Here is a 24,042-nt window from a genome sequence, read left to right on the forward strand (position 1 = left end):
GATGGCCACTCCAAAACCAGTAGCACTGATCATCATGGACGGCTTCGGACTTCGGAATACAGTGGAAGGCAACGCGGTAGCTCAGGCAAACAAGCCTAACTACGATCGTTACCTGAAGGAGTATCCGAACACAACCCTTACCGCTTGCGGTGAAGCCGTAGGCTTGCCGGAAGGCCAAATGGGGAACTCCGAAGTAGGCCATTTGAACATCGGCGCCGGCCGGATCGTTTATCAAGACTTGACCCGCATTTCCAAGTCGATCCGCGAAGGTGAGTTTTTCCAAAACGAAACGCTGGTAAATGCGGTTCGCAGCGCGAAGTCGAAGGGTAAGAAGCTGCACTTGTACGGCCTTCTGTCCGACGGCGGCGTGCACAGCCACATTGATCATATGTTCGCGATGCTCGACCTGGCGAAGAAGGAAGATATGCACGACGTGTATATCCATGCTTTCCTTGACGGCCGGGACGTCGCTCCGGACAGTGCGAAAGGCTTCATCGAGCGCTTGATCGCCAAAATCGAAGAAGTGGGCGTGGGCAAAATTGCCACGGTACAAGGCCGCTACTATGCGATGGACCGCGACAAGCGTTGGGAACGCGTTGAAAAATCGTACCGTGCGATGGTATACGGCGAAGGCCCGAAATATACCGATCCGATTACGGCCGTAACGGAATCGTACGAGAAATCGGTATTCGACGAATTCGTGATGCCTACGGTCATTGTCGACGGACATGACCAACCGATTGCTTTGGTGGAATCCGGCGACTCCGTCGTGTTCCTGAACTTCCGTCCGGACCGTGCGATTCAGCTGTCCAACGTGTTCACGAACCAGGATTTCCATGGCTTCGACCGCGGACCGAAATTCCCGAAAGATCTGCACTTTGTCTGCTTGACTCTGTTTGCCGAAACCGTGGAAGGTTATGTGGCTTACTCGCCTAAGAACCTGGATAATACGTTCGGTGAAGTGCTCGTACAGCAAGGCAAGAAGCAGCTTCGAATCGCGGAAACCGAGAAATACCCGCACGTCACGTTCTTCTTCAGCGGTGGACGCGATGTTGAGCTTCCGGGCGAAACACGCATCCTGATCAATTCGCCGAAGGTAGCTACCTATGACCTGAAGCCTGAAATGAGCGCTTATGAAGTGGCTGAAGCCTGCGTGAAGGAAATTGAAGCCGACAAGCATGATGCGATCATTTTGAACTTCGCCAATCCGGACATGGTCGGACACTCCGGCATGCTGGAGCCGACGAAGAAAGCGGTAGAAGTGACCGACGAATGCGTTGGTAAAGTCGTAGACGCGGTTAAAGCCAAAGGCGGCGTTGTTATTATCATCGCTGACCACGGTAACGCGGATATGGTATTCGACGAGAATGGTCGTCCGTTCACGGCGCATACAACCAACCCGGTTCCGTTCATCGTAACTGACGAGAACGTAATCCTGCGCGAAAGCGGCATTTTGGCCGACGTGGCTCCAACACTCCTCGATTTGATGGGTCTGCCGAAACCGGCGGAAATGACCGGCCAATCGATGATCGCGAGCCGCAAGGCTTAAGGTAGTCATGTTGCGCCAGGAGGAGCAAGCCGAAGGGACTGGCTTGCAGAGGTCGTGCACAACCTAGGCAGTGGTCCGGTCCCTTAAGGATTGTCTTGATCCCCTGACCTGCTTTGCTTTTGCGGCAGGCTAACGGACACCACGGACGTTAAAACGCCCGAAACGCCAAGTTATATTTTTTAACGGACATGGCAGCCCTTATCTGTTGGTTGAAGTGGTGCTTTCCGATCAAAGTAGACCATTAAGAGCTCTGGTGTCCGTTAGGTTTTGAAATAGCCCGGTTTGGCTTAAATAGCGGCTCTGGTGTCCGTTACAGTATTTTTGGTTAAACTTACGAATAGCAATCTATTACTATAACCCACAAAGGAGAATATACAATGACTATTATTTCTGACGTATACGCACGCGAAGTCCTCGACTCCCGCGGCAACCCGACTGTAGAAGTTGAAGTATATCTGGAGTCCGGCGCAATCGGACGCGCAATCGTTCCATCCGGTGCTTCCACCGGCGCTCACGAAGCTGTTGAGCTTCGCGACGAAGACAAATCCCGTTACCTCGGTAAAGGCGTATTGAAAGCCGTTGAGAACGTGAACGAAATCATCGCTCCTGAAGTAATCGGTATGGACGCGCTTGATCAACTCGGCATCGACAAATTGATGATCGCTTTGGACGGCACGCACAACAAAGGCAAACTCGGCGCAAACGCAATCCTGGCTGTTTCGATGGCCGTAGCCCGCGCTGCTGCTGACGCTTTGGACCTGCCTTTGTATGTATACCTCGGCGGATTCAATGCTAAACAACTGCCAGTTCCAATGATGAACATCGTAAACGGCGGCGCACATGCCGACAACAACGTTGACGTACAAGAGTTCATGGTATTGCCTGTAGGCGCTCCTACATTCAAAGAAGCTCTTCGCACAGGCGCAGAAATTTTCCACAACCTGAAATCCGTTCTGAAAGCTAAAGGCTTGAACACAGCTGTAGGCGACGAAGGCGGTTTTGCTCCTAACTTCTCTTCCAACGAAGACGCTTTGTCCTCGATCATGGAAGCCATTGAAAAAGCCGGCTACAAACCAGGCGTTGACGTATTCCTGGGTATGGACGTAGCTTCCACTGAGTTCTTCAAAGATGGCAAATACCATCTCGAAGGCGAAGGCAAATCCTTCACGCCTGCTGAATTCGTTGACCTCTTGTCTTCTTGGGTTGACAAATATCCGATCATCACGATCGAAGACGGCTGCTCCGAAGACGACTGGGAAGGTTGGAAATTGCTCACTGAAAAATTGGGCAACAAAATCCAACTCGTTGGCGACGACTTGTTCGTAACTAACACTGAGCGTCTTGAAAAAGGTATCAAAGACGGCATCGGTAACTCGATCCTGATCAAAGTAAACCAAATCGGTACGCTGACTGAAACATTCGACGCGATCGAAATGGCGAAACGCGCAGGCTACACAGCAGTTATCTCCCACCGTTCCGGCGAATCCGAAGACAGCACGATCGCTGACATCGCGGTTGCTACGAATGCAGGCCAAATCAAAACCGGTGCGCCTTCCCGTACCGACCGTATTGCGAAGTACAACCAATTGCTCCGCATCGAGGACCAACTGGGCGAACTGGCTCAATACAACGGCTTGAAATCTTTCTACAACCTGAAACACTAATATAAACGTCAAAGGCCCATCCGAATTTGATTCGGGTGGGCCTTTTTGGTTAGGCGAAAACTAAATTGACAATAGGGAACGTGTTATTTATAGTAAATTCATAAAGGTAAACGTTTACGTAAGCATTGCGATTCAAAGTGGATAAGATCAAGCGTGAATTGGAGAAGGTATGTCGATGAGCTCAACAATCAAGGACGTGGCTAAACGGGCAGGCGTATCGGTGGCGACGGTATCCCGTGTTCTGAATAACTTGCCAGGGTATTCGGAGGAAACGAAACGCAGAGTGGAGCAAGCTGTGGAGGAGTTAGGGTATCAGCCCAATGCCATTGCCCGGGGGCTTGTGAATAGGCGGACGGAGACCATTGGCGTTTTGTTCCCCAGCGTGTCCAGTTCATTCTCGTCCGAGATTCTGCACGGCATCGAGGAAGTGGCCCATAAGCACAACTATAGCGTCATCGTTTGCAATACCGCGGAAGACGGGAAGCGGACGATGAAATATTTGCAGGTGCTGCGGGAGAAGCGGGTGGACGGAATCATTTATTCCAGCGGCGTACTTGAGCCGGAATATTATGAAGCCGTCCAGGCTATGGGGGTGCCACTGGTCCTGGTGGCGACAAAGTCGGACTGGGATGACGTACCGTTCATCAAAGTCGATGACCGGCAGGCGGCCTATGATGCGGCCGCCTATTTGATCTCCCAGGGGCACCGGGAGATCGCGATGATCGGCGGCGGCGAGAGCGACAGCATCGCGGGGCAGCCGCGATACGAGGGCTTCCGCCAAGCGCTGCGGGATCATGGTCTCCCGCTTCGGGAGGACCATGTGCAAGACGGCGGCTTCACGTTCGAAGGCGGCTGCGGGGCCGCAGAGCGGCTGCTTACGGCCTCGCCCGAGGTGACGGCGGTATTCGCCGCCGGGGACGAGATGGCGATTGCCGTCATCTCTGTAGCGGCGAGGCTAGGCATCGCCGTCCCGGATCAGCTGGCCGTCATCGGCTACGACAACCTGAAGCTGGCCGAGATGAGCAATCCGCCGCTTACGACGGTGGCTCAGCCGCTTCATGAGATGGGCCGGATGGCCTCGGAGAAGCTGATCGAGATGCTCGCCACCGGGCAGCCGGCGGCCAGCGAAGTCGTGCCGCACCGGGTAATCGAGCGGCAGACGGTCAAGAAGCGTTGAAGTAACGGTAGATGTTGACTATCCGACTCCCGTGCAACGGGGTGTTCCCGGCTGTGCCCATCATCTACCGGCACTTTCTTGTTGGACTGGTTACTTTTACAGAGGACTGGGAAGGCTAGGTATGCTCAAAGGGTAAACGTTTACGTACCTGAAAACATTGAAAAGAAAACGAGCCATCTAGAAACCAAGTCAAAGGGTAATAATAAAGTACAGAAAATGAAGGAGGCACCATTATGGAGAAGAAATGGTGGAAGGAAAGCGTTGTATATCAAATTTATCCTCGCAGCTTTATGGATAGCAATGGAGACGGGATCGGGGATCTGCAAGGGATCATCTCCAAGCTGGATTACTTGAAGACGCTCGGAATCGACGTAGTATGGCTGTGCCCGGTGTACGAGTCACCGAATGATGATAACGGATACGATATCAGTAACTACCAAGGGATCATGCATGAGTTCGGAACGATGGCGGACTGGGAAGAACTGCTTGCCGGCCTGCATGAGCGGGGGATGAAGCTGATTATGGACCTGGTCGTCAACCACAGCTCGGATGAGCACGCCTGGTTCGTCGAGTCCCGCAAGTCCAAGGATAATGAGTACCGCGACTACTATATTTGGCGCCCGGGTAAAGACGGCAAGGAGCCTAACGATTGGGGTTCCTTCTTCAGCGGCCCGGCTTGGCAATATGATGCCCAAACGGACGAGTATTACTTGCATCTGTTCTCCACCAAACAGCCGGATTTGAATTGGGAGAATCCGAAGCTTCGCCGAGAGGTATACGATATGATGACCTGGTGGCTGGACAAAGGCATCGACGGATTCCGGATGGACGTCATCAACGTGATCTCCAAGGAGCCGGGGTTACCGGACAGCTCGGACGGATCGGGAAGCGGGGAGCATTACATCAACGGCCCGCGCGTGCATGAGTTTTTGCAGGAGATGAACCGGGAAGTGCTGTCCAAATACGATATCATGACGGTCGGGGAGACGGTCGACGTGACACCGGAGGAAGCAGTGCTGTTCGCCGGAAGCGACGGAAAAGAGCTGAATATGGTGTTCCAATTCGAGCTGATGGGCATCGATTCGGGGCCGACCGGCAAGTGGGAGGTTGCGCCGTGGAAGCTGACCCGCTTTAAAGAGATCGTAAGCAAATGGCAGACCAAGCTGGAGGGGAAAGCCTGGAACAGTATTTACCTGAACAATCATGATCAGCCGCGCCTGCTGTCCCGTTTCGGCCATGACGGGGAGCATCACAACGTGTCGGCCAAAATGCTGGCCACGCTGCTGCATACTCTTCAAGGCACGCCGTATATTTATCAAGGTGAGGAAATCGGCATGACCAATGTCCGGTTCGAAACGATCGAAGAGTACCAGGACATCGAAACGCTTAATATGTATAAAGACTACCTGAGCAAAGGGCATGACGCTGCCGAGATTATGGAATCGATCTATGCGAAGGGCCGCGACAATGCAAGAACGCCGATGCAATGGAACGGGGAAGCCCAAGCCGGGTTCACAACCGGTACCCCTTGGCTAGCCGTCAACCCGAACTATAAAGAGATCAATGTGGAGCTTGCGCTGAACGATCCGAATTCGGTGTTTCATTACTACAAGAAATTGATCGAGTTGCGTAAACAACATGATATTATTGTCTATGGCAAATACGCGATCCTTAATGAAGAAAACGAGCAGATTTATGCTTTTACCCGGACCTTGGGCGAGGAACAACTGCTGGTAGTTCTGAATTTCTATGAAAAGCCGGCGGAGTTCAAGCTGGATCAAGAGATCCGCTTCCAAAGCAAAGAACTCCTTATCGGAAATTATGAGGTTTCGGTAGACGAGGATTTCCACCAGTTATCCCTGCGGCCTTATGAAGCACGGGTTTATAAACTTCAAGGCGTAAAATAAGGATACCGGTTGTTATTCCCGACGGGCAATGGTATAATGATAATGCTGTTTTTGTATTTGTTTATGATTAGGTTTAACGAAAATAGATTTCGAAGTGTTCTCACTTAGGAGGTGGATTGGATGAATATCTTTTTGGAAGTACTGCTCATTATTTTCTCTATTGCTCTGATCGCAGTCGTTCTGCTGCAAAAAGGGAAGAGCGCGGGTCTTTCCGGTGCCATCTCCGGGGGTGCGGAACATCTTTTCGGCAAGTCGAAAGCACGCGGTATGGAACTCGTTCTGGAACGGGTAACGATTGGAGTGGCAGCTGGTTTCTTTATCCTGTCGATCGTAGTCGCTGTTGTGCAAGGTTAAATTTAAATGGAAGAAGCCTTCGTTTCCTTGAGAAACGGAGGCTTTTTTGTATTTTGCGACAGAAGCGGGAAATGAAGAGGATAAGGAAAAAAGTTGAAAATTTCATAAAAAAGAGATTCATTCTATTGTCTCCCTAGCGTTAAAATATTACAATTTTGGTATAAACAAAGACCCCCAGAGAATTCCTTACTGGAATTTCCTGAAAGAGAGAGAAGAGGAGACCCAAATATGTACAAGCTAGTGGAGACATTGGAAGAAGAGATGATCTTTAACGGAATTTGGACGGAGGCGTGGTTAGAGCAAGGGTTTGAATTGGAATTCGCCGAAAAGGTTCTCGGACGGTACCTGGTCTATAATGAGAAGGATTTACCGGTGGCAACGGTGGAGATGAAACCCTATTCTATAGAGGCTGATGGCCTAAACCGGCTGGCTCCGTTTCAAGCGCATCCGGCCATTCTCGCCGATCCGGAACATGTCGTGGAGGTGGATAAAGTTGCGCTCCATAAAGAACATAGGGGAAAAAACCTGGATCGCCTGCTGGCCACGATCGTCCTGTTTGCCGAAAGTCATAAGATCCGTAATTATGTCACTTTGCTTGAGCCCCTCTTGTTCCGGGCGTTGAGAATATCTTTTCATGTACCCATGTCAAAGGTGGGGCAGCGAATATTTTATAAGGGAGCCGATGTGATTCCGGCCATCATTCACGCTTCAGAGTTCTATGAGAATAAAGAACGCTATGACTGGTTCATGGAAACGGTCAACAGACAACATATGCCGGTAGTATAATCGCCGGAGTAGGGATTCACTTACATACATATATTTTGAGCAAAAAAACGGGGCGTCTACCACACCATTGAACATGGATATGGAGGACACCCCGTTCCTGACTTAAGTAATCTCGGCGGAGTTCAGAACGTCTACTTACGCCTTACTTCCGGCGGCCTGTTCCTTGTTATCCTGGGAAGCCAGTTTGGACAGCGATAAAATCAGATTGTCCAAATCTTCGTAATGCTGAACGATTTCGCGGATCTTGGCATCCTGGGCTTCGATGCCTGCCAGTATTTCTTCGGTTGCGCTCATATTATGCTCGGTGCCTTCGGCCACGGAGAGCACTTCCGACATGATACGAGCGTAGTTCTCTTGCATTTGTTTGACAGAGCCGTCCACATTATCGGACTGCTGGCTGACGGACAGGGCGTTGTCGCCGACTTTTCCGACATAGGCTTGAACTTCCTTCGCTTCTTCCTTGCCGATATCGATCGCTTCATGGCCGACAGAGATTTGCTCGGCTACGTTGTTGATTTTGTTAATGACGTCAGCCAGGATGTTGTTGATCAAATCGGTGGCCTGACGGGAATTTTCAGCCAGCTTACGGATTTCCGCCGAAACTACAGCGAAGCCTTTACCGTGCTCTCCGGCATGGGCCGCCTCGATGGCTGCGTTCATGGCTAACAAATTCGTCTGCTTGGAGATCCCTTGGATCGTATCGACGATTTGGCTGATTTGCTGGTTCTGGTCACTTAAATGGTTCATCTGGGTTACAGTTGCGGAAATTACAGACTGCAAATTATGTATTTTGTCCGATAAGGAGGACATCCGGCTTCCTGCGGCTTCGGTATTCTGAAGCATTTCCCGGGAAAGTTGTTGTAAGGTGGTAGAACTGTCTGCGGCGTTCTCGACGATGTCTTCGACCTCATGCACGGATTTAGCCGTATCCTGCAGCCCATGGGTCTGACGTTCCATCGTGGCGGAGACACTGCCGAAGGTAACCGTAATCTCCTTGGAGATGGAGCCGGTAACATTCACATTGTCACGCAACTGACCGCTAAGCCGGTTGAGTACTTCGAGAGAGGTTTGCAAACGGGCCAGAATTTCGTCCCCGCGTTGTTTGGCGAGCTCGGTATCCCTTTGCTTGTCCATTACGGTCTTCTGCAGCCGTTCGCTGAAACGGGCCGCGAAGGCAAGCGCCACGGTAGCGAAAATGAGGAAGAGCAACAGATAGCTTAACGGCTCCCGGGAGAACATTTTATCATGGAAAAATGGGGTGTAATAAAAGTATGTAGTAAGGATTAGGCCGAGAACTCCCGCAAAGACAATCGGCTTATAGTTGGAATACAGCGTCATTAATCCGATGTTCACATAAACAAGTAAGTAGGTGCTGATCAGCGGTTCGGGATCTTGGTAGATCAGCAGGAAGGTGAGCAGGGAAGCAATGGTGGGAATAACGAACATGACGTAACGTGTGCCCTTGTTGAAATACGTCATATAGGTGGCGATAGAGCAGCAAATTCCGCCGACCGCAATCAGCGTAATGAGCATGGAGGTTTCGACACCGATCATCAGGTCGGTCACTACGCCCATTGCGACCATGATCCAGATGATTTTGACAAACAGTTTGTTGCGTCGTTGTAAAATGCTTAGATTGTCCATATATACTCCTTTGCTTATGATTGGATATTTTATCCTATCATTTTTTCGGCATTTTGTGGTGGAAAATTTAGGGGGTTCAAGTATTCCGATTGAAAAACTTTTTCATGCGCGGTTTGAAGTTTATTTCCCTTGTGAAAAGGTGTCAATTCCGAAAGAAGCGGGAAACGGATGCCGGAGGTTGATTTCGTGTATACTAGGGTATATACATGAAGGGTAATTCATGGAAATTATCGTACACAAATAATATTTGCCGGCGGACAGGCCGGCCGAGGTGAGAGCATGATAACAGAAACAGAGCTGCTCGCATTTATGCGGGAGACGGCGTATAAACCAATGACATATCAGGAGTTGGAAGAGCATTTTCAGATAGCGGATGCCGCCGAGTTTAAGGAGTTCCTGAAGCTGCTGAACCGGCTGGAGCAGTCGGGACAGATTATTTTGACGCGGACCAACCGTTACGGCGTGCCGGAGCGGATGGATTTGGTGCGGGGCCGCTTACAGGCCCATGCCAAAGGGTTCGCCTTCCTGATCCCTGAGGATCGGGAGCATCCGGACGTTTATGTCCATGCGAACGATCTGAAAAGCGCGATGAACGGCGATACGGTACTGGTACGTGTCAGCTCCAAGAGCGCAGGAGGCGGCAAGCTGGAGGGCGAGGTTGTGCGGATCGTCAACCGGGCGGTGACCCAGGTGGTCGGCGTATTCCAACACAATGAGACTTACGGGTTCGTGATTCCGGACGATAAACGGATTAACCGGGATATTTTTATTGCGCAGGAGAACTTCGGCGGGGCCGTGAACGGGGAAAAGGTTGTAGCCCGTATCATCAATTACCCGGAAGGGCGCTCGGCGGCGGAAGGCGAAGTGATCGAGATTCTGGGGCATAAGGATGACCCGGGAGTCGATATTCTGTCGATCATCCGCAAGCACCAGCTGCCGGAGGCGTTCCCCGACGATGTGATGGCGGAAGCCCAGGCGGCGCCGGACGTGATCGCCGAGGAAGAGATCGCCAAGCAGGGGCGGCGGGATCTTCGGAACAAGGTGATCGTGACGATCGACGGCGAGGACGCCAAGGACCTCGACGATGCGGTCCATGTGGAGCGGCTGCCGAACGGCAACATCCAGCTCGGCGTACATATCGCGGACGTAGGCTATTACGTGCGCGAGAGCTCGAAGCTGGATCAGGAGGCCTATAACCGCGGATGCAGCGTGTATTTGGTCGACCGGGTCATTCCGATGCTGCCGCATCGCTTGTCGAACGGCATCTGCTCGCTCAATCCAAAGGTCGACCGGTTTACGCTTTCCTGCGAGATGGAATTCGACGAGCAGATGAAGGTCGTGAAGCACGATATATTCACGAGCGTGATCAAGACGACAGAACGGATGACGTACACAAACGTGCGCAAGATTCTGCAGAAGGAAGACCCGGAGGTGACGGAACGCTACAGCCATCTGGGCGATACGTTCGAGCTGATGCGCGAGCTCGCGCTGAAGCTGCGTAGCAACCGGATGCGTCGCGGGGCCGTCGATTTCGACTTTGAGGAATCGAAGGTGATCGTCGACGAGAACGGCAAGGCGATCGACATCGTTAAACGGGAGCGCTCGATTGCGGAGCAGATCATCGAGGAATTTATGCTTGCGGCGAACGAAACGGTAGCGGAGCATTTCCATTGGCTCAAAGTGCCGTTCATTTACCGGATTCATGAAGACCCCGATCAGGAAAAATTAATGAACTTCATGGCTTTTGTAGCCAATTTTGGTTATGCCGTTAAGGGCGGAAAAGGCAACAAGGTGCATCCGCGTGCGCTGCAGACGCTGCTGGAGGATATTCAGGGCACGAAGGAGCAGACGGTCATTAGCACGATGATGCTGCGGTCCATGAAGCAGGCGAAGTATGATGCCGAAAGCACGGGTCACTTCGGGCTGGCGGCGGAATTCTACACGCATTTTACTTCTCCGATCCGCCGCTATCCGGATTTGGTGATCCACCGGGTCATCCGCGAGGTCATTGAGCATGGCGGGGCCCTGCCGGAAGCCCGGCAGGAGTACCTGGCCAGCCGCATGCAGGAGATTGCGCAGCAATCGTCCGAGCGGGAGCGGGTCGCCGTGGACGCGGAGCGAGATACGGAACAGTTGAAGAAAGCCGAGTTCATGCTGGATAAGGTCGGGGAAGAATTCCCCGGGATTATCAGCAGCGTGACGAGTTTCGGAATGTTCATCGAGCTGGAGAACACGGTGGAGGGGCTCATCCGTCTCAGTGCGATGACGGATGATTATTACCACTTCCATGAGCAGCATATGGCGCTGATCGGCGAGCGCACGTCGAAAATTTACCGCATCGGCGATGAGGTGAAAATCCGCGTAGCCCGCGTAAACATGGACGACCATACGATCGATTTCGAGATGGTCGACATGAAGCCGCGCCGCCGTGAGAACGGGAACGGCGGCAGAGACGGCAGCGGCGGCGGATTTGGCGCCGCTGGAGGCGCCGGGCGCGGCGGTGGCAAACGCAGCGGCGGCGGGAAGGGCGGCTTCGCCGCATCCGGTAAGCCGGGCCGCGGAGGCGGCAAAGCCGGAAGAGGCGGCGCCGGTGGTGGCGCAGCCGATGCGGGGCCGGGCTCCGGCAAGCGCGGCAAACGCGGTGCGGGCCGCGGCGGAAGCGACGCGCCCGGCGGGCGCCGAAGCGACACGGCCTCGGGGGGCGGCGGATCCGCACCGGCCGTGAGCTTCGGCTTCGGCTCCGGCAAGGGCGGCTACGCCCCCGGGCCGGCCGCACTTAGCCGCGACTCCGGAAGCTATCGCTCCGGAGAGGGCGGAAAGGGCTCGGGCTCGCGGCGGAAAAAGACGTCCGCGAGCGGAGTTTTTGTCGGCGGCGGAGCCGGTACTGCCGACGAGGGCACCGCGCCATCCCCGCGCAAGAAACGGGGCGGCAAAGGCAAGGGCGGCAACGGCACGGCTGCGTTCGTGCGCAAGAAGAAAAAATAGCCAAGTAGAGGTTGACCGTCACCGTGTGACCGAGCACCGCGCTCCGGGATCGCGCGCGGTGCGGAATGCAATTCAATTGAGCCAGGTACCGCTTTGCGCGGTCCCGGCTTTTTTGCTGTTCTGTAGGGATTGTGGAGGGAACTGCGATTAGCTCATAGGTGAGGACTTGTTTGTCCTCACAGGGTGGATTTTTTGCGGCTAAATGTCTTTCAAAAGGTGGACACTTTTCTGTTGAGGAGATATCAGACCTCTTCCTGCTTAATATCTAAATATAGTAGATATTGTTGTATCAGGGTACTTAATACGGATTATCGTTCATCGAGAGGGAAAAGTACCTTGTGTCCACTTTTAGGTGGACATTTCTGTTATTTGTCTATATGGGGAGGACGGTTAAGCTTAGTAAAGGAAGGAGGCACATTGATCCCCATTATCGGTACAACTGCATCATGCGGTGTGCGACGGTTACCATGCCGGGGAGTTGTTTGAGGAGCTGCTGCGGATGGCGGATGAATGTGTTGCATGGCTTTGACTGGCGAGTTAGCCGAGGCGATAAATAGATAATTAAAAGTAGCAGTCCTGCGGAATGTGATGTCTGGTTCCCGGGGCTGCCACTTTTTCATAAGGAATAAGGTTATTCAGGTTTCCCGCACACGCCATAAAAGAACATTTGCACCATGCCCTCCAGGAACTTGTCCCGGTCGGGGCTTTGGGCGGCCATGTTGAGGATGGCTTGGTACTGGTTCATGTAGAGCTGGATGAAGGCCATCACGTTTTCCAAGGGCATGTCAGGGGCGATTTCGCCGCTGGCTTTGCCTTCCTCAATTATGCGCGTCACGAGTGGGGTGGTGAATTCCTGGTACACCTTTTCGATATAGGCTCCGAGTTCGGGATCGTCTTCGACAAGGTCCTTGATGGCGCCAGGGGGAAGGTCGCTATAGGCTTCTTTTTCGAGAAAAATAATGTACTCGATCTTCTCTTTCAACGTATGTTTACCATCCATGAATTCAATGAATTCCGCGATCGCTTTGTCGATGTAGCCGATAAATACGTCCCGAAGCAGGGCCTCTTTGCTCCCGAAGTAGTTATAAATGGTCACCTGTGACACTTTGGCCGCTTTGGAGATGTCGGCGATCCGAATGCGCTTCGGGTCCGTGGTCCGCAGCAGGTTTAAGGTGGCGCGAAGGATTTTTTCTTTGATGCGCTGAGCTCTTTTTTCAAAACCGTTCATGCTTTCGTTCACTTTTGCCTCCTGCAATAGAGATAATTTATGAAATGTTCGAATAAATATATTTCATAAAGTCATTGACGCGGGGTAGCCGCAGGTATAGTATAACATATGAAATATATCGTTCATAATATTTCATTTCTTTATTCCTTGGAGGGAGATCGGCATGTTAAATGTAGAGCATTTATCGAAGACATTTCAGGGCGGAAAAGGGATATTCGATGTGTCTTTTTCGGTGAAGCAGGGCGAGGTGTTTGGCTTTCTCGGTCCTAACGGCGCGGGGAAGTCGACGACGATCCGCCATATTATGGGCTTCATGAAGCCGGACAAAGGTACGGTGACGATCAATGGACTGGACACGTGGCGGGATCAGGGTAAGGTGCAGGCCTTAGTCGGGTATTTGCCTGGGGAGATTGCCTTTTTTGACGGGATGACGGGAAAATCGTTCCTCGATTTCATGGGCCGTATGCAAGGGGTTAAAGACCTTTCGAAGCGGAACCATCTGATCGATTTGCTGCAATTCGACGTGAACACGCCGATCCGCAAAATGTCCAAGGGTATGAAACAAAAGGTCGGGATTGTCGCGGCATTCATGCACGAGCCCCAGGTGATTATTTTGGATGAACCGACGTCCGGCCTCGATCCGTTAATGCAGAAGGTGTTTATAGAAATCGTTTTGGCGGAAAAAGAACGCGGCACCACGTTCCTGATGTCCTCACACAGTTTTCCGGAAATCGAGCGGACCTGCGACCGGGCGGCGATCATCAAAGACGGGGTCATTATCGCGGTAAAAAATATCCACGAGCTGCAATCGATGCAGCGCAAGCTGTTTGAGGTGACGTTCGAGCAGGAGGCGGAAATGCAGGCGTTCGTGAACACGTCCGGTTTGCAGACGGAAACTTCGCCGGCTTCCCCCGATGGCGGAGGGTACCGGGTTCGAGTAGCGGTGCAGGGCAATTACGATAGGTTTGTGGCGGAGACGGCAAAATACCGGGTGCGAAATATCGATATTTTCACGCAAAACCTGGAGGATATCTTCATGAATTATTATGACCGGAAGGGGATCGTTCAATGAATGCGATTTTGTTTAGACAAATGATGAAGGTTCATATGAAGACTTTTATGAATTACGCGTTCGGGTCCGCTTTTTATATTTTGCTAATATTCTGGCTTTATCCCAGCATCGGCAAAAATGTCGACGCCATCGACGTACTCGTGGATGCCATGCCGGAAGGGGTGGGGCGCGCTTTTGGACTGAGCGGGTTCGGAACGGCGGAGGCTTTTATCTCCGGGGAGTATTACGGACTGATTCTTATCCTGCTGCTTGCGATCGTATGCGTACAGTTGTCCACGCAGCTCGTGGCTAAACTTGTTGATCAAGGCTCCATGGCTTATCTGTTGTCGACCCCGACGACGCGGGCAAAGGTCGCTTTGACGCAGGCACTAGTTTTGGTGACCGGACTGTTGCTGATCATGGGAGTGACGACGCTGGCGGGTTTTGCAGGCAACGCCTGGTTTTTGGCCGGAGATTACGAGTTTAATACTTCCCGGTTTATTGAGATGAATGTGGGGGCGTTCCTGTTGTTTTTTGCGGTTGGCGGGATTGCATTCCTGGTCTCTTCTCTTTCTAATGATGAAAAAAAGGCGCTCGGCATTTCCGGATTCATCACTTTTGGTTTTTTTAGCTTGGACCTGGTGGGGAAATTTAGCGACAAAACCGAGTGGATGCGAAGCTTATCGATTTTTTCGTTATATCAACCGGGGGAAATTATTAACGGCAACGTCAATCTAGGCCTTAGCTTTACGATTCTAGTCGTGATCGGACTGGTGTCGTTCGGGCTTGCGGTATTGTTATTTCGAAAGCGGGATCTGCCCCTGTGATTCAGGGGGTTTCTTGATTTTAGGCCGGTGAGTTGATACAATTAAGGTCTGGTATGCCAGTGCCAGTAGCGGGTAAGTAATAATGCGAGCGATTCATGCTAAGGATGAGGAGGATGAACATGGCGAAGAAGAATGACGGCAAGGTACTAGCCCAGAATAAAAAAGCTTCCCATGACTATTTCATCGAGGATACTTTCGAAGCGGGCATGGTGCTCACCGGCACCGAGATCAAATCGATCCGGAACGCACGGGTGAATATCGGGGACGCTTTTGCGACGATCCGAAATGGAGAAATCCACATCCACAACATGCATGTCAGTCCGTTCGAGCAGGGCAACCGGTTCAATCCGCTGGACCCGACCCGGACACGCAAGCTGCTGATGCACAAAGCTCAGATCAACAAGCTGCTCGGCTTGTCCAAGCAGGAAGGCTACTCGATCGTGCCGCTGAAGATCTACATCAAGAACGGCTATGCGAAGCTGCTCCTTGGCCTCGGTAAAGGGAAGAAGCAGTACGACAAACGCGAAACTGCCGCCAAACGTGATGCTCAGCGTGACATCCAGCGCGTGCTGCGGGAGAAGCAAAAGGTTGCGCGGTAAGAGAGCAGACAGTAGGTAAGGCAGGGCATAATCAAAATGGCAAGATACAGCAGAAGACAAAGTGTTCTTTTGCCAAGCTTACCAGTAAGTTACGAAGCAACTTTCTATACAATATGGTATACTAAGTGATGTAAGCAGCGTATAGCTGTTTATATAGAAGTAGTAAGTAGATGCAGCAATGCAGAAGCTTCGGTCTAGGACTACACAAGATTGAGGCAAGCAAGATTGTTTTAGCTCCTTTGCTTGATGCTGACCGACCGATTGTCCGGGACGGCTGACCGCAGGAACTTTTTATGCGGGGGCGTTTATGGATTCGACGGGGGTAGATCGAGCATGGGTAGCGGGTAGTGGGGACGCGTCCGCTTTATCAACGCTAAAGCCTATTAAACGGCAAACAAAACAACAACTTAGCTTTCGCAGCTTAATAACCTGTGAGCTAGCTCTACCTCTGCATCGCCCATGTGCCGAGACTAGGGCCCAACTTTAGTGGGATACGCCGATCGGTCTCCGCCTGGGGCCTTTCGGAAGAAGATAATCAGGCTGACCCGAAGGGAATCCGGTGACAGGGAGTCTCTAGGGTGACATCAAAACTGTCACTACACCCGTAGAAGCCTATGTGGCGTTGCCTTCGGACAGGGGTTCGACTCCCCTCGCCTCCATACTGAGTTAGACAAAAGCCACCAACCAGAAATTTTGGTTGGTGGCTTTTTTTATAAAGTTAATTTAATTTGAGGTGATGCTAGAATGGTCCTCATATTTTTGAATATTCATGACTTTTCTAGCGTAGAGTACACTTAAGTTTTAATTAACACATTACCACCTGGTCAGCTTGTCGCTTTTACTAATCCCATGCATAAATCAGAGAACGTCTCTCGTAAGCAAAAGCATGTTGATAGGACATGATAGTTTGAAAGAATGAGAACTATTTCATTGTGGAAAAAGAGGCTTTGAGACAGATTATAATTGTATAAGGGGTGGTGTTTTATATATTCATGAAGGGGTGATAAGGTGGAATCGGTTCGTGTTTATGAGATTCAAAACTGTAAAATGGTGTCCTCTGGCATAGGAATGTTTGGAGAAGAAAAGTTCGACCGCTTTGACAAGTGGTTCAGTTCCCAACAAAGAACTACTTTCCCGCGAGACTATCTGTTCTGGGATGGAGATTGGCAAGTATCGGGCGGCTTTCACTGGCTTTATGTTTATGAGGAAGGCATGAACGTTCCTGAAGAGTTCGATATCATAGACTTTAAAGGCGGTCTTTATGCTGTTGTAACCGGAATTGATCAACAGTCAAATTCCGAAGAGATGAAGGCGGTGCATGCTTTTATTGAATCTCACGGTTTTGAGATTGACCGATCCCGACCCGAGCTTGGAAACATAATTACACCTCCATCAGCACGTGATGCAATGGGATACAACCAAATGGATTATTTTACACCGATAAGAATAAAAGTTGGACAATGAATGGACGGAAATCCTAATTTAAAACTTGTGAACCGAATGAAAAGACAGTTAGGCGTTCAAGCTTAACTGTCTTTTCATTTTTGGGACGTATATGGAACTACTGTGTTGAATCAATTATTGTATAGGTTGACGGTCCATTGCACATTATTAACTGGGTAACTATTTGTGTTGACAGTAATGATCTGCCGGGTTGAGCTAAGCTATAGCGGGTCTGTAGGTTACCAAGAGGGAACCAACCTTAAGTGTTTTGACGTCCACGAGATGGAATTCCTTCTGCTCATTAAGATTGTCAAACAAATGCTCACCTACGTTGACCACAACCGGGTGCATGATTATCTGATATTCGTCAATGAGATTTGCGTTTGCAAGTGATCGCACGAGCGTTGGACTACCGAAAATTACAATGTCGCCACCGTCACCATTTTTTAGGTCCTTAATTTGATCTTCTATATTACTGCCAGTCAATTGTTTTGGAGCTTCAAACTCTCCCCATTTTAGATTTTCGTGTGGGCGGGTGCTTGTTACAACGAATTTGTGGGCGTTGTTTATCTTATCACCCAAGCTTGAACCTCGAGTATTCGGCCACTTTCTAGAGAGGTCTTCGTAGGTTCCACGGCCAAGCAAAATGGTATCCGCTGCCTCGAAAACTTTTAATAGATACTGAGAACCTTCCTCAATCCCGGCGCTATTTCTCCAGACCGCCCAATTGGTTTTGTCCTCGCTTGGATCGCCAGTGACAACTCCATTAATCGAACTGTGAATGAAGAGGATGATTTTACGCATGAGCTAACATCCTTTCTATCTTTGATAATCGTAATTTTGTTTCTCATTATTTAGACGAAATTAGATTACGATATTTATCGGTGTATTTGTGCAGGAAGCCTGAATCGGGAAAAAATTATGTTTTAATGAAATTTTGGACGTGGTATATGTGATTGTCCGCAACAGGGAGTTCGAGAGTTCGTATTTAGGTAAGGATGCTCCACCATCCGTATGAGGATGGTGTTTTTGTTTTATATTAATACTAAAGGCTAAAACATGTCTTACAGATGGAGTGAAATCGATGAATCCTAGTCATGATGGAGAGGTACCACTGATAACGGTACTCAATATGGATGGTCAACAACTAACACCATGTTTGCCCCATCGGGCTTGGCGGGAAGTTGAGCGATCACGAGCTGTCTGGATTGATGAGCAGACGATCCAACTACTTTATAATCCGTTCTTATTTCGGGACTATCGAAAAGCCGCACTGAAAAGAGATCATCACACTTGTTTGTGGTGCGGACGATATGCCACGACAGTGGACCATATTATCCCTGCAAGCAAAGGTGGCTCGGATCTTCCGTATAACCTGATCGCTTCATGCAGCGAATGCAATACAAAACGAGGAAACCGTTCTGCATTATCCTATCTCAAAGAAAACACGAACTTTGTTCCAAATCTTATGAAGCTCTACTGGCGTATCTTTATAGCTAAATACAGACATCGTCTAATGAAAAAGGGACACGTAAGTAAAGCGTAGATTTATAATTCGGGAATCATGATCTAATGAGCTTCAATGATTGCAGTCGTTTTTGACGATCGAATTGATGATTAACCAAATCTACAGTAAAATCTTCGGCTTTTTCGTATCCATTCTAAGGTGCAGGCCATTATAACGAACATCTCACGTTCTAAACAGGTAAAACCACAACCACATGAAGTTGTGGTTTTTGCTGTGTTCGATTAAAAATGTAAAATCGTTAGCTATAAGTTGCAAAGCGAAACACCTCAATTAAAGAGTGTTAAATGCAAACTATGCTGAAGAAGAGCCTAGAGGTCCTTCTTTTTTTGCTTTCTATTTTTCTGACATTTGTCATAACCGGCTTGTGACAACCTACACTAATTGGTTCTCGCGCTTTCTCAATATAATAAGGACATCAAGTAACGAAAGTAGAAATTAGCGGAGGTTAGTACAAATGACAAAGGCAATTGAATGTATAAACCTAGTAAAGAAATTCGGCGACTACTGTGCCGTTGATCATATGAATCTATCGTTTGAGAAAGGTCAAATATCAGCATTGCTCGGACCGAATGGGGCTGGCAAAACAACAACCATTTCTATGATACTCGGAATGATCAAGCCAACATCAGGAGAAGTCAGGGTCTTGGGGGTGCCGTCTGGAACAAAGGAATTACGACAACGGGTTGGAGCGCTTTTGCAGGATGTTAAAGCAGCAGATGGACTTACGGTCAAAGAAGTGCTTCAACTGTTCCGCAGTTATTATCGTAATCCGATGTCGTTAGAACGATTGTTAGACATTTCGGGTCTCCATGCGGATCAGAAACGGCGCGCATCCTCCCTGTCTGGAGGACAACGCCGCAGATTAGCTTTCGCCCAGAGTTTGGCGGGAAATCCAGAGCTTCTCCTGCTTGATGAACCAACCGTCGGAATGGATATTGAGGCTCGTGGTCGCTTTTGGGACACGATCCAAGCGCTGGCAAGTGACGGACGTACTGTGCTCTTAACTACACATCATTTAGAGGAAGCTGATGCTGTCGCAGATCATATCGCTGTAATCGCCAGTGGACAGGTTGTTGCGGAAGGGACTCCAGCACGTTTAAAGGCTCAAACAGCACTTAGAACCGTTTCATTTCGAGCGGCGAACGCGCCAGCTGAGCAGGAATGGCTCACATTACCTGGTGTAGCAAAGGCAGAATGCAATGGTGAGCGAATTCGTCTGTATGCTCAAGAGACCGATGTATTGTTATTTACACTGATGCAGTCTGAATGGGGAATTTCAGATATTGATATCCAATCCGCCAGCTTAGAAGATACATTCCTAAGTCTTACAGCTACACATAAACCAACGATTTTACGATAAAAACACTTTTAGGAGGAAAATAACTATGATACATATGTTTGTTGCCCAGACCAAAGCAGAAAGTATACGAATTATCCGCAGTCCATTTTTCTTACTCTTCTCGATTGCGATGCCGCTTGCTTTCTACTTTTTATTTGCAAGTATGAATGGGGTAGATAAATCGATTCAATCAACAACTTGGGGTGTCTTTTCATTAATGTCGATGACTGCATTCAGTTTGATTGGTACAGCAGTATCTCAATTTGGTATCCGTCTATCGTTCGAGCATCAAGACGGGTGGGTACGCTTGTTGAAGCTAACTCCACTATCTCCTGCAGCCTGGATTGGCAGCAAAATTGTATCGCAAATGGCTGTTCACTTGATTGTAATTGTTGTTATATTTTTATCTGCTGGCCTTGTTCATGATATACAATTGACAGCCGGGCAATGGATTTTATGCGGATTATGGTTATGGATTGGGAGTATATCTTTTCTGGCGCTTGGTGCATTGTTAGGAACGCTTAAAAATGCGAATACCTCCGTTGCCATCGGAAATGTGTTACAGATGGGACTTGCCATTGTGGGTGGGCTTTGGATGCCGCTTAGTACTTTGCCAAGTTGGATGGGCTCGGTCGGGGAATGGCTCCCATCTCACCGTTACGCAAATGGGGCATGGAATATGGTCGCCGGTAAAAATCCAGCAAGTATTGATTTCTTAATTTTGACAGGATGCGGTCTCTTCTTTATGCTACTATCAATCTATATATATAATCGACGGGATGCGGTCTAATTGAATAGAGAGAAATGGCGCCTCTTTCCAAAATCGGAGGGAGTCGCCCCTTATTTTTTGTTATCAAATTTATTGATCCCCATGTACTTTTTACTCTATGAGCCGTCAAGTATACAGTGGCTTGGCTTTGTTCTGATAGGCATATTCGTTCTATCGTTTCGACAATCCTACTTTTATGCAAAATGGGCCACGCCAATATTGATTGTTCAGGTGGTTATACTATTAATTTTAGCAGCTGTTTTTCACCCTATGTATACGTTTATAGGTTTTATGATAGCTGCTCCGCTGAGCAAACAAAAGCTGCCGATATTGCTCTCTATAACGATTGTTTTCACTGTAGCTATGGGATTTATCGCTGTTCCTTACTTGGATGAGATGGGTAGCCTAGTATGGATAGGGCTGGTGCCTATGTTTGGCATTTGTATTCTGCCGTATATTATTCGAACTTCGACTCGCTTTCAACAGAAGTCTGCACGGTTGCGGGCAGAAACGGCTGAACGAATGGCACAGCAGGAGGAGCGCCAGCGGATCGCACGTGAATTACATGATACATTGGGCCATACGCTGTCATTAATCGCACTAAAAGGGGAAGTCGTTGAGAAATTGGTCAATCGTAATCCTGAGAGAGCGATAGAAGAGGCTCGTGAAATACGAGAAACGGCACGCGCAGCTTTGAAACAAATGCGTGAATTGGTTACGGAGATGAAAGTTACATATTTCGCTGACGAATATAAGCATGCTGTATCGTTATGTTCAGCTGCGGGCATACCGCTTTTTTTTCAATATCAATCGATTTCAGATCCGAGACCTTCTAATGTAGGGACGGAAGATGCTTTAGTGAACAATCCGCTTCCGTTAACACCTTTGCAGGAGACGATTTTGGCGATGTGTTTTCGCGAGACGATTACAAATGTGGTTCGACATAGCCGAGCAACAAAGTGCAACGTTCATCTAGACATTCAGGAAGGGGAAGTCCGTGTATCTGTAAGTGATGATGGTATTGGGGCAGATAAGGATCAATTCTATACTAGCAGTAATGGTCTCGCCGGATTGCGGCAACGGTTGATTATGATCGACGGACGTATGTCGTTGTCTTCGTCTCCAGGAAAGGGAACTGAAGTCACCTTACATATACCTAGGGTAATACGAAATGAAAAGGTAGGTAGAGCTTAGATGATTCGTATTGTTTTGGCAGAAGATCAAAAGTTATTAAGGGGAGCGCTGGCAACTTTACTCTCGTTAGAAGATGATATTGAAGTAGTCGGTCAAGCCGAAAATGGGGAAGAAGTAATGTCTATGATTCAGCAATATGAACCAGACGTAGCTGTTCTGGATATTGAGATGCCACTGAAGACAGGGTTAGATATTGCGGAATGGGTTCAAAAAAATAAGTTAGCTGTTCGTGTAATCATCTTGACGACATTCGCCCGTCCGGGATATTTCCAGCGGGCGATGCAGGCAGGAGTTTATGGATATCTTCTTAAAGATACGGGCAGCGAGGAGCTGGCAGATGCGATTCGTCGGGTCTATGATGGGAAACGTGTCATCAATTCAGAATTATCGCTCGCTGTATGGGATGATCCATGTCCATTATCACCCAGGGAGCGTGAAGTCATGAAGTTGGCTGCCCAAGGCTTAGTTCTTCAAGATATTGGAGCACAGCTGTTTCTGTCCTATGGAACGGTACGGAACTATATGTCAGAGGCGATTGGGAAGCTTGGGGCGAATACACGGATCGAGGCGATTGATATCGCGCGCAGCAAGGGATGGTTGGATTGAGAAGAACTCCGAAGTATGGAGGTAAGCCGGATAATCCCACTCAAGGAATGATTCAGCCAGCCCATAGAGAGCTTTAGAAGCTCTCTTTTTTTATGATTCATTATTTAGCGTATCTTAACCAAATCAGTACACTCCGGCGAATTGTGGTTTTACGCAGCTATGGTTCGCCTCCATAAAGTAAAAAACACCATCATATCGATGGTGTTTTTTTCATACATTAAATTTGCAATTGTAACTGATACTGTATTGACTATTGGAGACTAATATAATATGATTACTTACGTAAAGTAATTAGGTGTATATAAGTTATAAATTGTATTATGGTTAGTTATGTATCGTGACATCAAAGAGGTGCGAGATAATGGGATTGTTTGAAAAATGGTTTGGAAAAAATACCAGGGAGGCTAACGCAATGACAAAGCTGAATATCGGGATTATTTTGGGAAGCACGCGTGAAGGTCGCGTAAGTCCGCAGGTGGGAGATTGGGTTAAGGAAATTGCAGACAAACGCGGAGACGCAAATTATGAGATTGTGGATATTGCCGATTACAAATTGCCGTTCTTGGGAACCACCGACGGCACAGAACCGGGGATCGCAGCTTGGAATCAAAAGCTTGCCAGCTTGGATGGCTTCGTATTCATCGTGCAAGAGTACAACCACAGCATTACAGGCGCATTGAAGAACGCGCTTGATTTTGCTCGGGAAGCATGGAACAATAAAGCTGCGGGAATCGTGAGTTATGGATCGACCGGTGGTGCTCGCGCAGCCGAACACCTGCGGGGGATCATGGGCGAGTTATTGATAGCTGACGTACGCGTACATCCGACGCTATCCTTGTTTACGGACTTCGAGAACGGCACGGTTTTCAAACCGAATGAGCTGCACCTTACTAACGTCAATGCCATGCTCGATCAAGTGAATGCTTGGAGCGGCGCTCTGAAAACATTAAGATAAATAATTTTTCCAAGCTGGCCTGTCTAATGACTTGGAGCGGGGTTACCAGTGGAAAATCAAATTGGATAAGAAATAATTGTAGCTTTGCTCAGCTACAGTTCGCTTCCATACCGAAACCCGCTCACTGAGCGGGTTTTCGTCATTTATAAGTTGTATTGTAGGTAAGCGTCTATAATGAATTAGGAAACTGCACTAAACAAATTGTTGAATATTATCCTATAGGATAGATAAAATAATTGGCGCGTTTTAAAAATGGGAAATTTTATGACTTGATTCGATTTTACATAAGGGTTATATTATTAGTCCGGCCACTTAAACAAGATGTTCTGCCGGTCAACTAATAAGCGAAACGGTTTAAAAAAAGTTCTTGCTAAATTAGTTGAAAGATGATATATTATAAGAGTTGCCGCTGAAACAACGGTAACGACGAAATGAAT

Annotated in this window: 20 protein-coding genes, 1 other RNA gene and 1 pseudogene; 19 read left to right on the forward strand and 3 right to left on the reverse strand. The window is 49.0% G+C overall.

Going from position 1 to position 24,042, the window contains the following annotated elements:
- The first annotated feature begins 1 nt into the window (after position 1).
- From gpmI to NYE70_RS19345, 6 genes are all read left to right on the forward strand, one after another.
- A complete protein-coding gene (gene gpmI / locus NYE70_RS19320) occupies positions 2–1,549 on the forward strand; it encodes a 2,3-bisphosphoglycerate-independent phosphoglycerate mutase (protein ID WP_211025177.1) in 1,548 nt (515 codons plus the stop codon).
- A 377-nt stretch (positions 1,550–1,926) separates the two neighbouring features.
- A complete protein-coding gene (gene eno / locus NYE70_RS19325) occupies positions 1,927–3,213 on the forward strand; it encodes a phosphopyruvate hydratase (protein WP_211025179.1) in 1,287 nt (428 codons plus the stop codon).
- 175 nt (positions 3,214–3,388) lie between these two features.
- Positions 3,389–4,390: a LacI family DNA-binding transcriptional regulator gene (locus NYE70_RS19330; RefSeq protein ID WP_341047453.1), complete on the forward strand. Its 1,002-nt coding sequence runs from the start codon at positions 3,389–3,391 to the stop codon at positions 4,388–4,390.
- A gap of 233 nt (positions 4,391–4,623) precedes the next feature.
- Positions 4,624–6,297, forward strand: a complete 1,674-nt coding sequence (locus tag NYE70_RS19335; protein WP_341047455.1) for a glycoside hydrolase family 13 protein — start codon at positions 4,624–4,626, stop codon at positions 6,295–6,297.
- 120 nt (positions 6,298–6,417) lie between these two features.
- A complete protein-coding gene (gene secG / locus NYE70_RS19340) occupies positions 6,418–6,651 on the forward strand; it encodes a preprotein translocase subunit SecG (RefSeq protein ID WP_211025185.1) in 234 nt (77 codons plus the stop codon).
- 228 nt (positions 6,652–6,879) lie between these two features.
- Complete coding sequence (locus NYE70_RS19345) at positions 6,880–7,437, forward strand: hypothetical protein (RefSeq protein ID WP_341047457.1); 558 nt, start codon at positions 6,880–6,882, stop codon at positions 7,435–7,437.
- Positions 7,438–7,572: 135 nt separating this feature from the next.
- On the opposite strand, the gene NYE70_RS19350 is transcribed toward NYE70_RS19345, so the two are convergent.
- Complete coding sequence (locus NYE70_RS19350) at positions 7,573–9,081, reverse strand: methyl-accepting chemotaxis protein (RefSeq protein WP_341047458.1); 1,509 nt, start codon at positions 9,079–9,081, stop codon at positions 7,573–7,575.
- A 279-nt stretch (positions 9,082–9,360) separates the two neighbouring features.
- On the opposite strand from NYE70_RS19350, the gene rnr reads away from it, so the two are divergent.
- A complete protein-coding gene (gene rnr, locus NYE70_RS19355) occupies positions 9,361–12,066 on the forward strand; it encodes a ribonuclease R (RefSeq protein ID WP_341047459.1) in 2,706 nt (901 codons plus the stop codon).
- A gap of 430 nt (positions 12,067–12,496) precedes the next feature.
- Positions 12,497–12,595, forward strand: a pseudogene (locus NYE70_RS19360) (CatA-like O-acetyltransferase); the annotation flags it as partial.
- A gap of 102 nt (positions 12,596–12,697) precedes the next feature.
- Here NYE70_RS19360 and NYE70_RS19365 read toward each other — a convergent pair.
- A complete protein-coding gene (locus NYE70_RS19365; protein WP_341047461.1) occupies positions 12,698–13,306 on the reverse strand; it encodes a TetR/AcrR family transcriptional regulator in 609 nt (202 codons plus the stop codon).
- A 151-nt stretch (positions 13,307–13,457) separates the two neighbouring features.
- On the opposite strand from NYE70_RS19365, the gene NYE70_RS19370 reads away from it, so the two are divergent.
- The 5 genes from NYE70_RS19370 (at position 13,458) to NYE70_RS19390 (ending at position 17,235) form a co-directional block, all read left to right on the forward strand.
- Complete coding sequence (locus tag NYE70_RS19370) at positions 13,458–14,366, forward strand: ABC transporter ATP-binding protein (RefSeq protein ID WP_341047463.1); 909 nt, start codon at positions 13,458–13,460, stop codon at positions 14,364–14,366.
- Complete coding sequence (locus NYE70_RS19375) at positions 14,363–15,172, forward strand: ABC transporter permease subunit (RefSeq protein ID WP_341047465.1); 810 nt, start codon at positions 14,363–14,365, stop codon at positions 15,170–15,172. Before NYE70_RS19370 ends, NYE70_RS19375 begins: the two co-directional genes overlap by 4 nt.
- Before the next feature lie 119 nt (positions 15,173–15,291).
- Positions 15,292–15,771: an SsrA-binding protein SmpB gene (gene smpB, locus NYE70_RS19380; protein WP_211025198.1), complete on the forward strand. Its 480-nt coding sequence runs from the start codon at positions 15,292–15,294 to the stop codon at positions 15,769–15,771.
- A 297-nt stretch (positions 15,772–16,068) separates the two neighbouring features.
- Positions 16,069–16,433: a transfer-messenger RNA gene (gene ssrA / locus NYE70_RS19385) on the forward strand.
- Between the two features lie 346 nt (positions 16,434–16,779).
- Positions 16,780–17,235: an AraC family transcriptional regulator gene (locus NYE70_RS19390; RefSeq protein WP_341047467.1), complete on the forward strand. Its 456-nt coding sequence runs from the start codon at positions 16,780–16,782 to the stop codon at positions 17,233–17,235.
- Positions 17,236–17,430: 195 nt separating this feature from the next.
- Here the strand turns inward: NYE70_RS19390 and NYE70_RS19395 are convergent, their stop codons facing one another.
- Complete coding sequence (locus NYE70_RS19395; RefSeq protein ID WP_341047468.1) at positions 17,431–18,018, reverse strand: dihydrofolate reductase family protein; 588 nt, start codon at positions 18,016–18,018, stop codon at positions 17,431–17,433.
- A gap of 328 nt (positions 18,019–18,346) precedes the next feature.
- Here NYE70_RS19395 and NYE70_RS19400 point away from each other — a divergent pair, with 328 nt between their 5' ends.
- From NYE70_RS19400 to NYE70_RS19425, 6 genes are all read left to right on the forward strand, one after another.
- Complete coding sequence (locus tag NYE70_RS19400) at positions 18,347–18,760, forward strand: HNH endonuclease (RefSeq protein WP_244861715.1); 414 nt, start codon at positions 18,347–18,349, stop codon at positions 18,758–18,760.
- A 436-nt stretch (positions 18,761–19,196) separates the two neighbouring features.
- Positions 19,197–20,102, forward strand: coding sequence for an ABC transporter ATP-binding protein (locus tag NYE70_RS19405; RefSeq protein WP_341047469.1), 906 nt, complete (start codon positions 19,197–19,199; stop codon positions 20,100–20,102).
- A 25-nt stretch (positions 20,103–20,127) separates the two neighbouring features.
- Positions 20,128–20,871: an ABC transporter permease gene (locus tag NYE70_RS19410; protein ID WP_213656818.1), complete on the forward strand. Its 744-nt coding sequence runs from the start codon at positions 20,128–20,130 to the stop codon at positions 20,869–20,871.
- Positions 20,872–22,044 (forward strand): sensor histidine kinase, encoded by a 1,173-nt coding sequence (locus NYE70_RS19415; protein WP_341047470.1) that lies wholly within the window; start codon positions 20,872–20,874, stop codon positions 22,042–22,044. It abuts the gene before it with no gap.
- Positions 22,045–22,650 (forward strand): response regulator transcription factor, encoded by a 606-nt coding sequence (locus NYE70_RS19420; RefSeq protein WP_341047471.1) that lies wholly within the window; start codon positions 22,045–22,047, stop codon positions 22,648–22,650.
- Between the two features lie 361 nt (positions 22,651–23,011).
- Positions 23,012–23,605, forward strand: coding sequence for an NADPH-dependent FMN reductase (locus NYE70_RS19425; protein WP_341047472.1), 594 nt, complete (start codon positions 23,012–23,014; stop codon positions 23,603–23,605).
- The last annotated feature ends 437 nt before the right edge of the window (positions 23,606–24,042 follow it).

The organism is Paenibacillus sp. FSL R5-0407 (assembly GCF_038009185.1).
Taxonomy (GTDB): Bacteria; Bacillota; Bacilli; order Paenibacillales; family Paenibacillaceae; genus Fontibacillus; species Fontibacillus vini.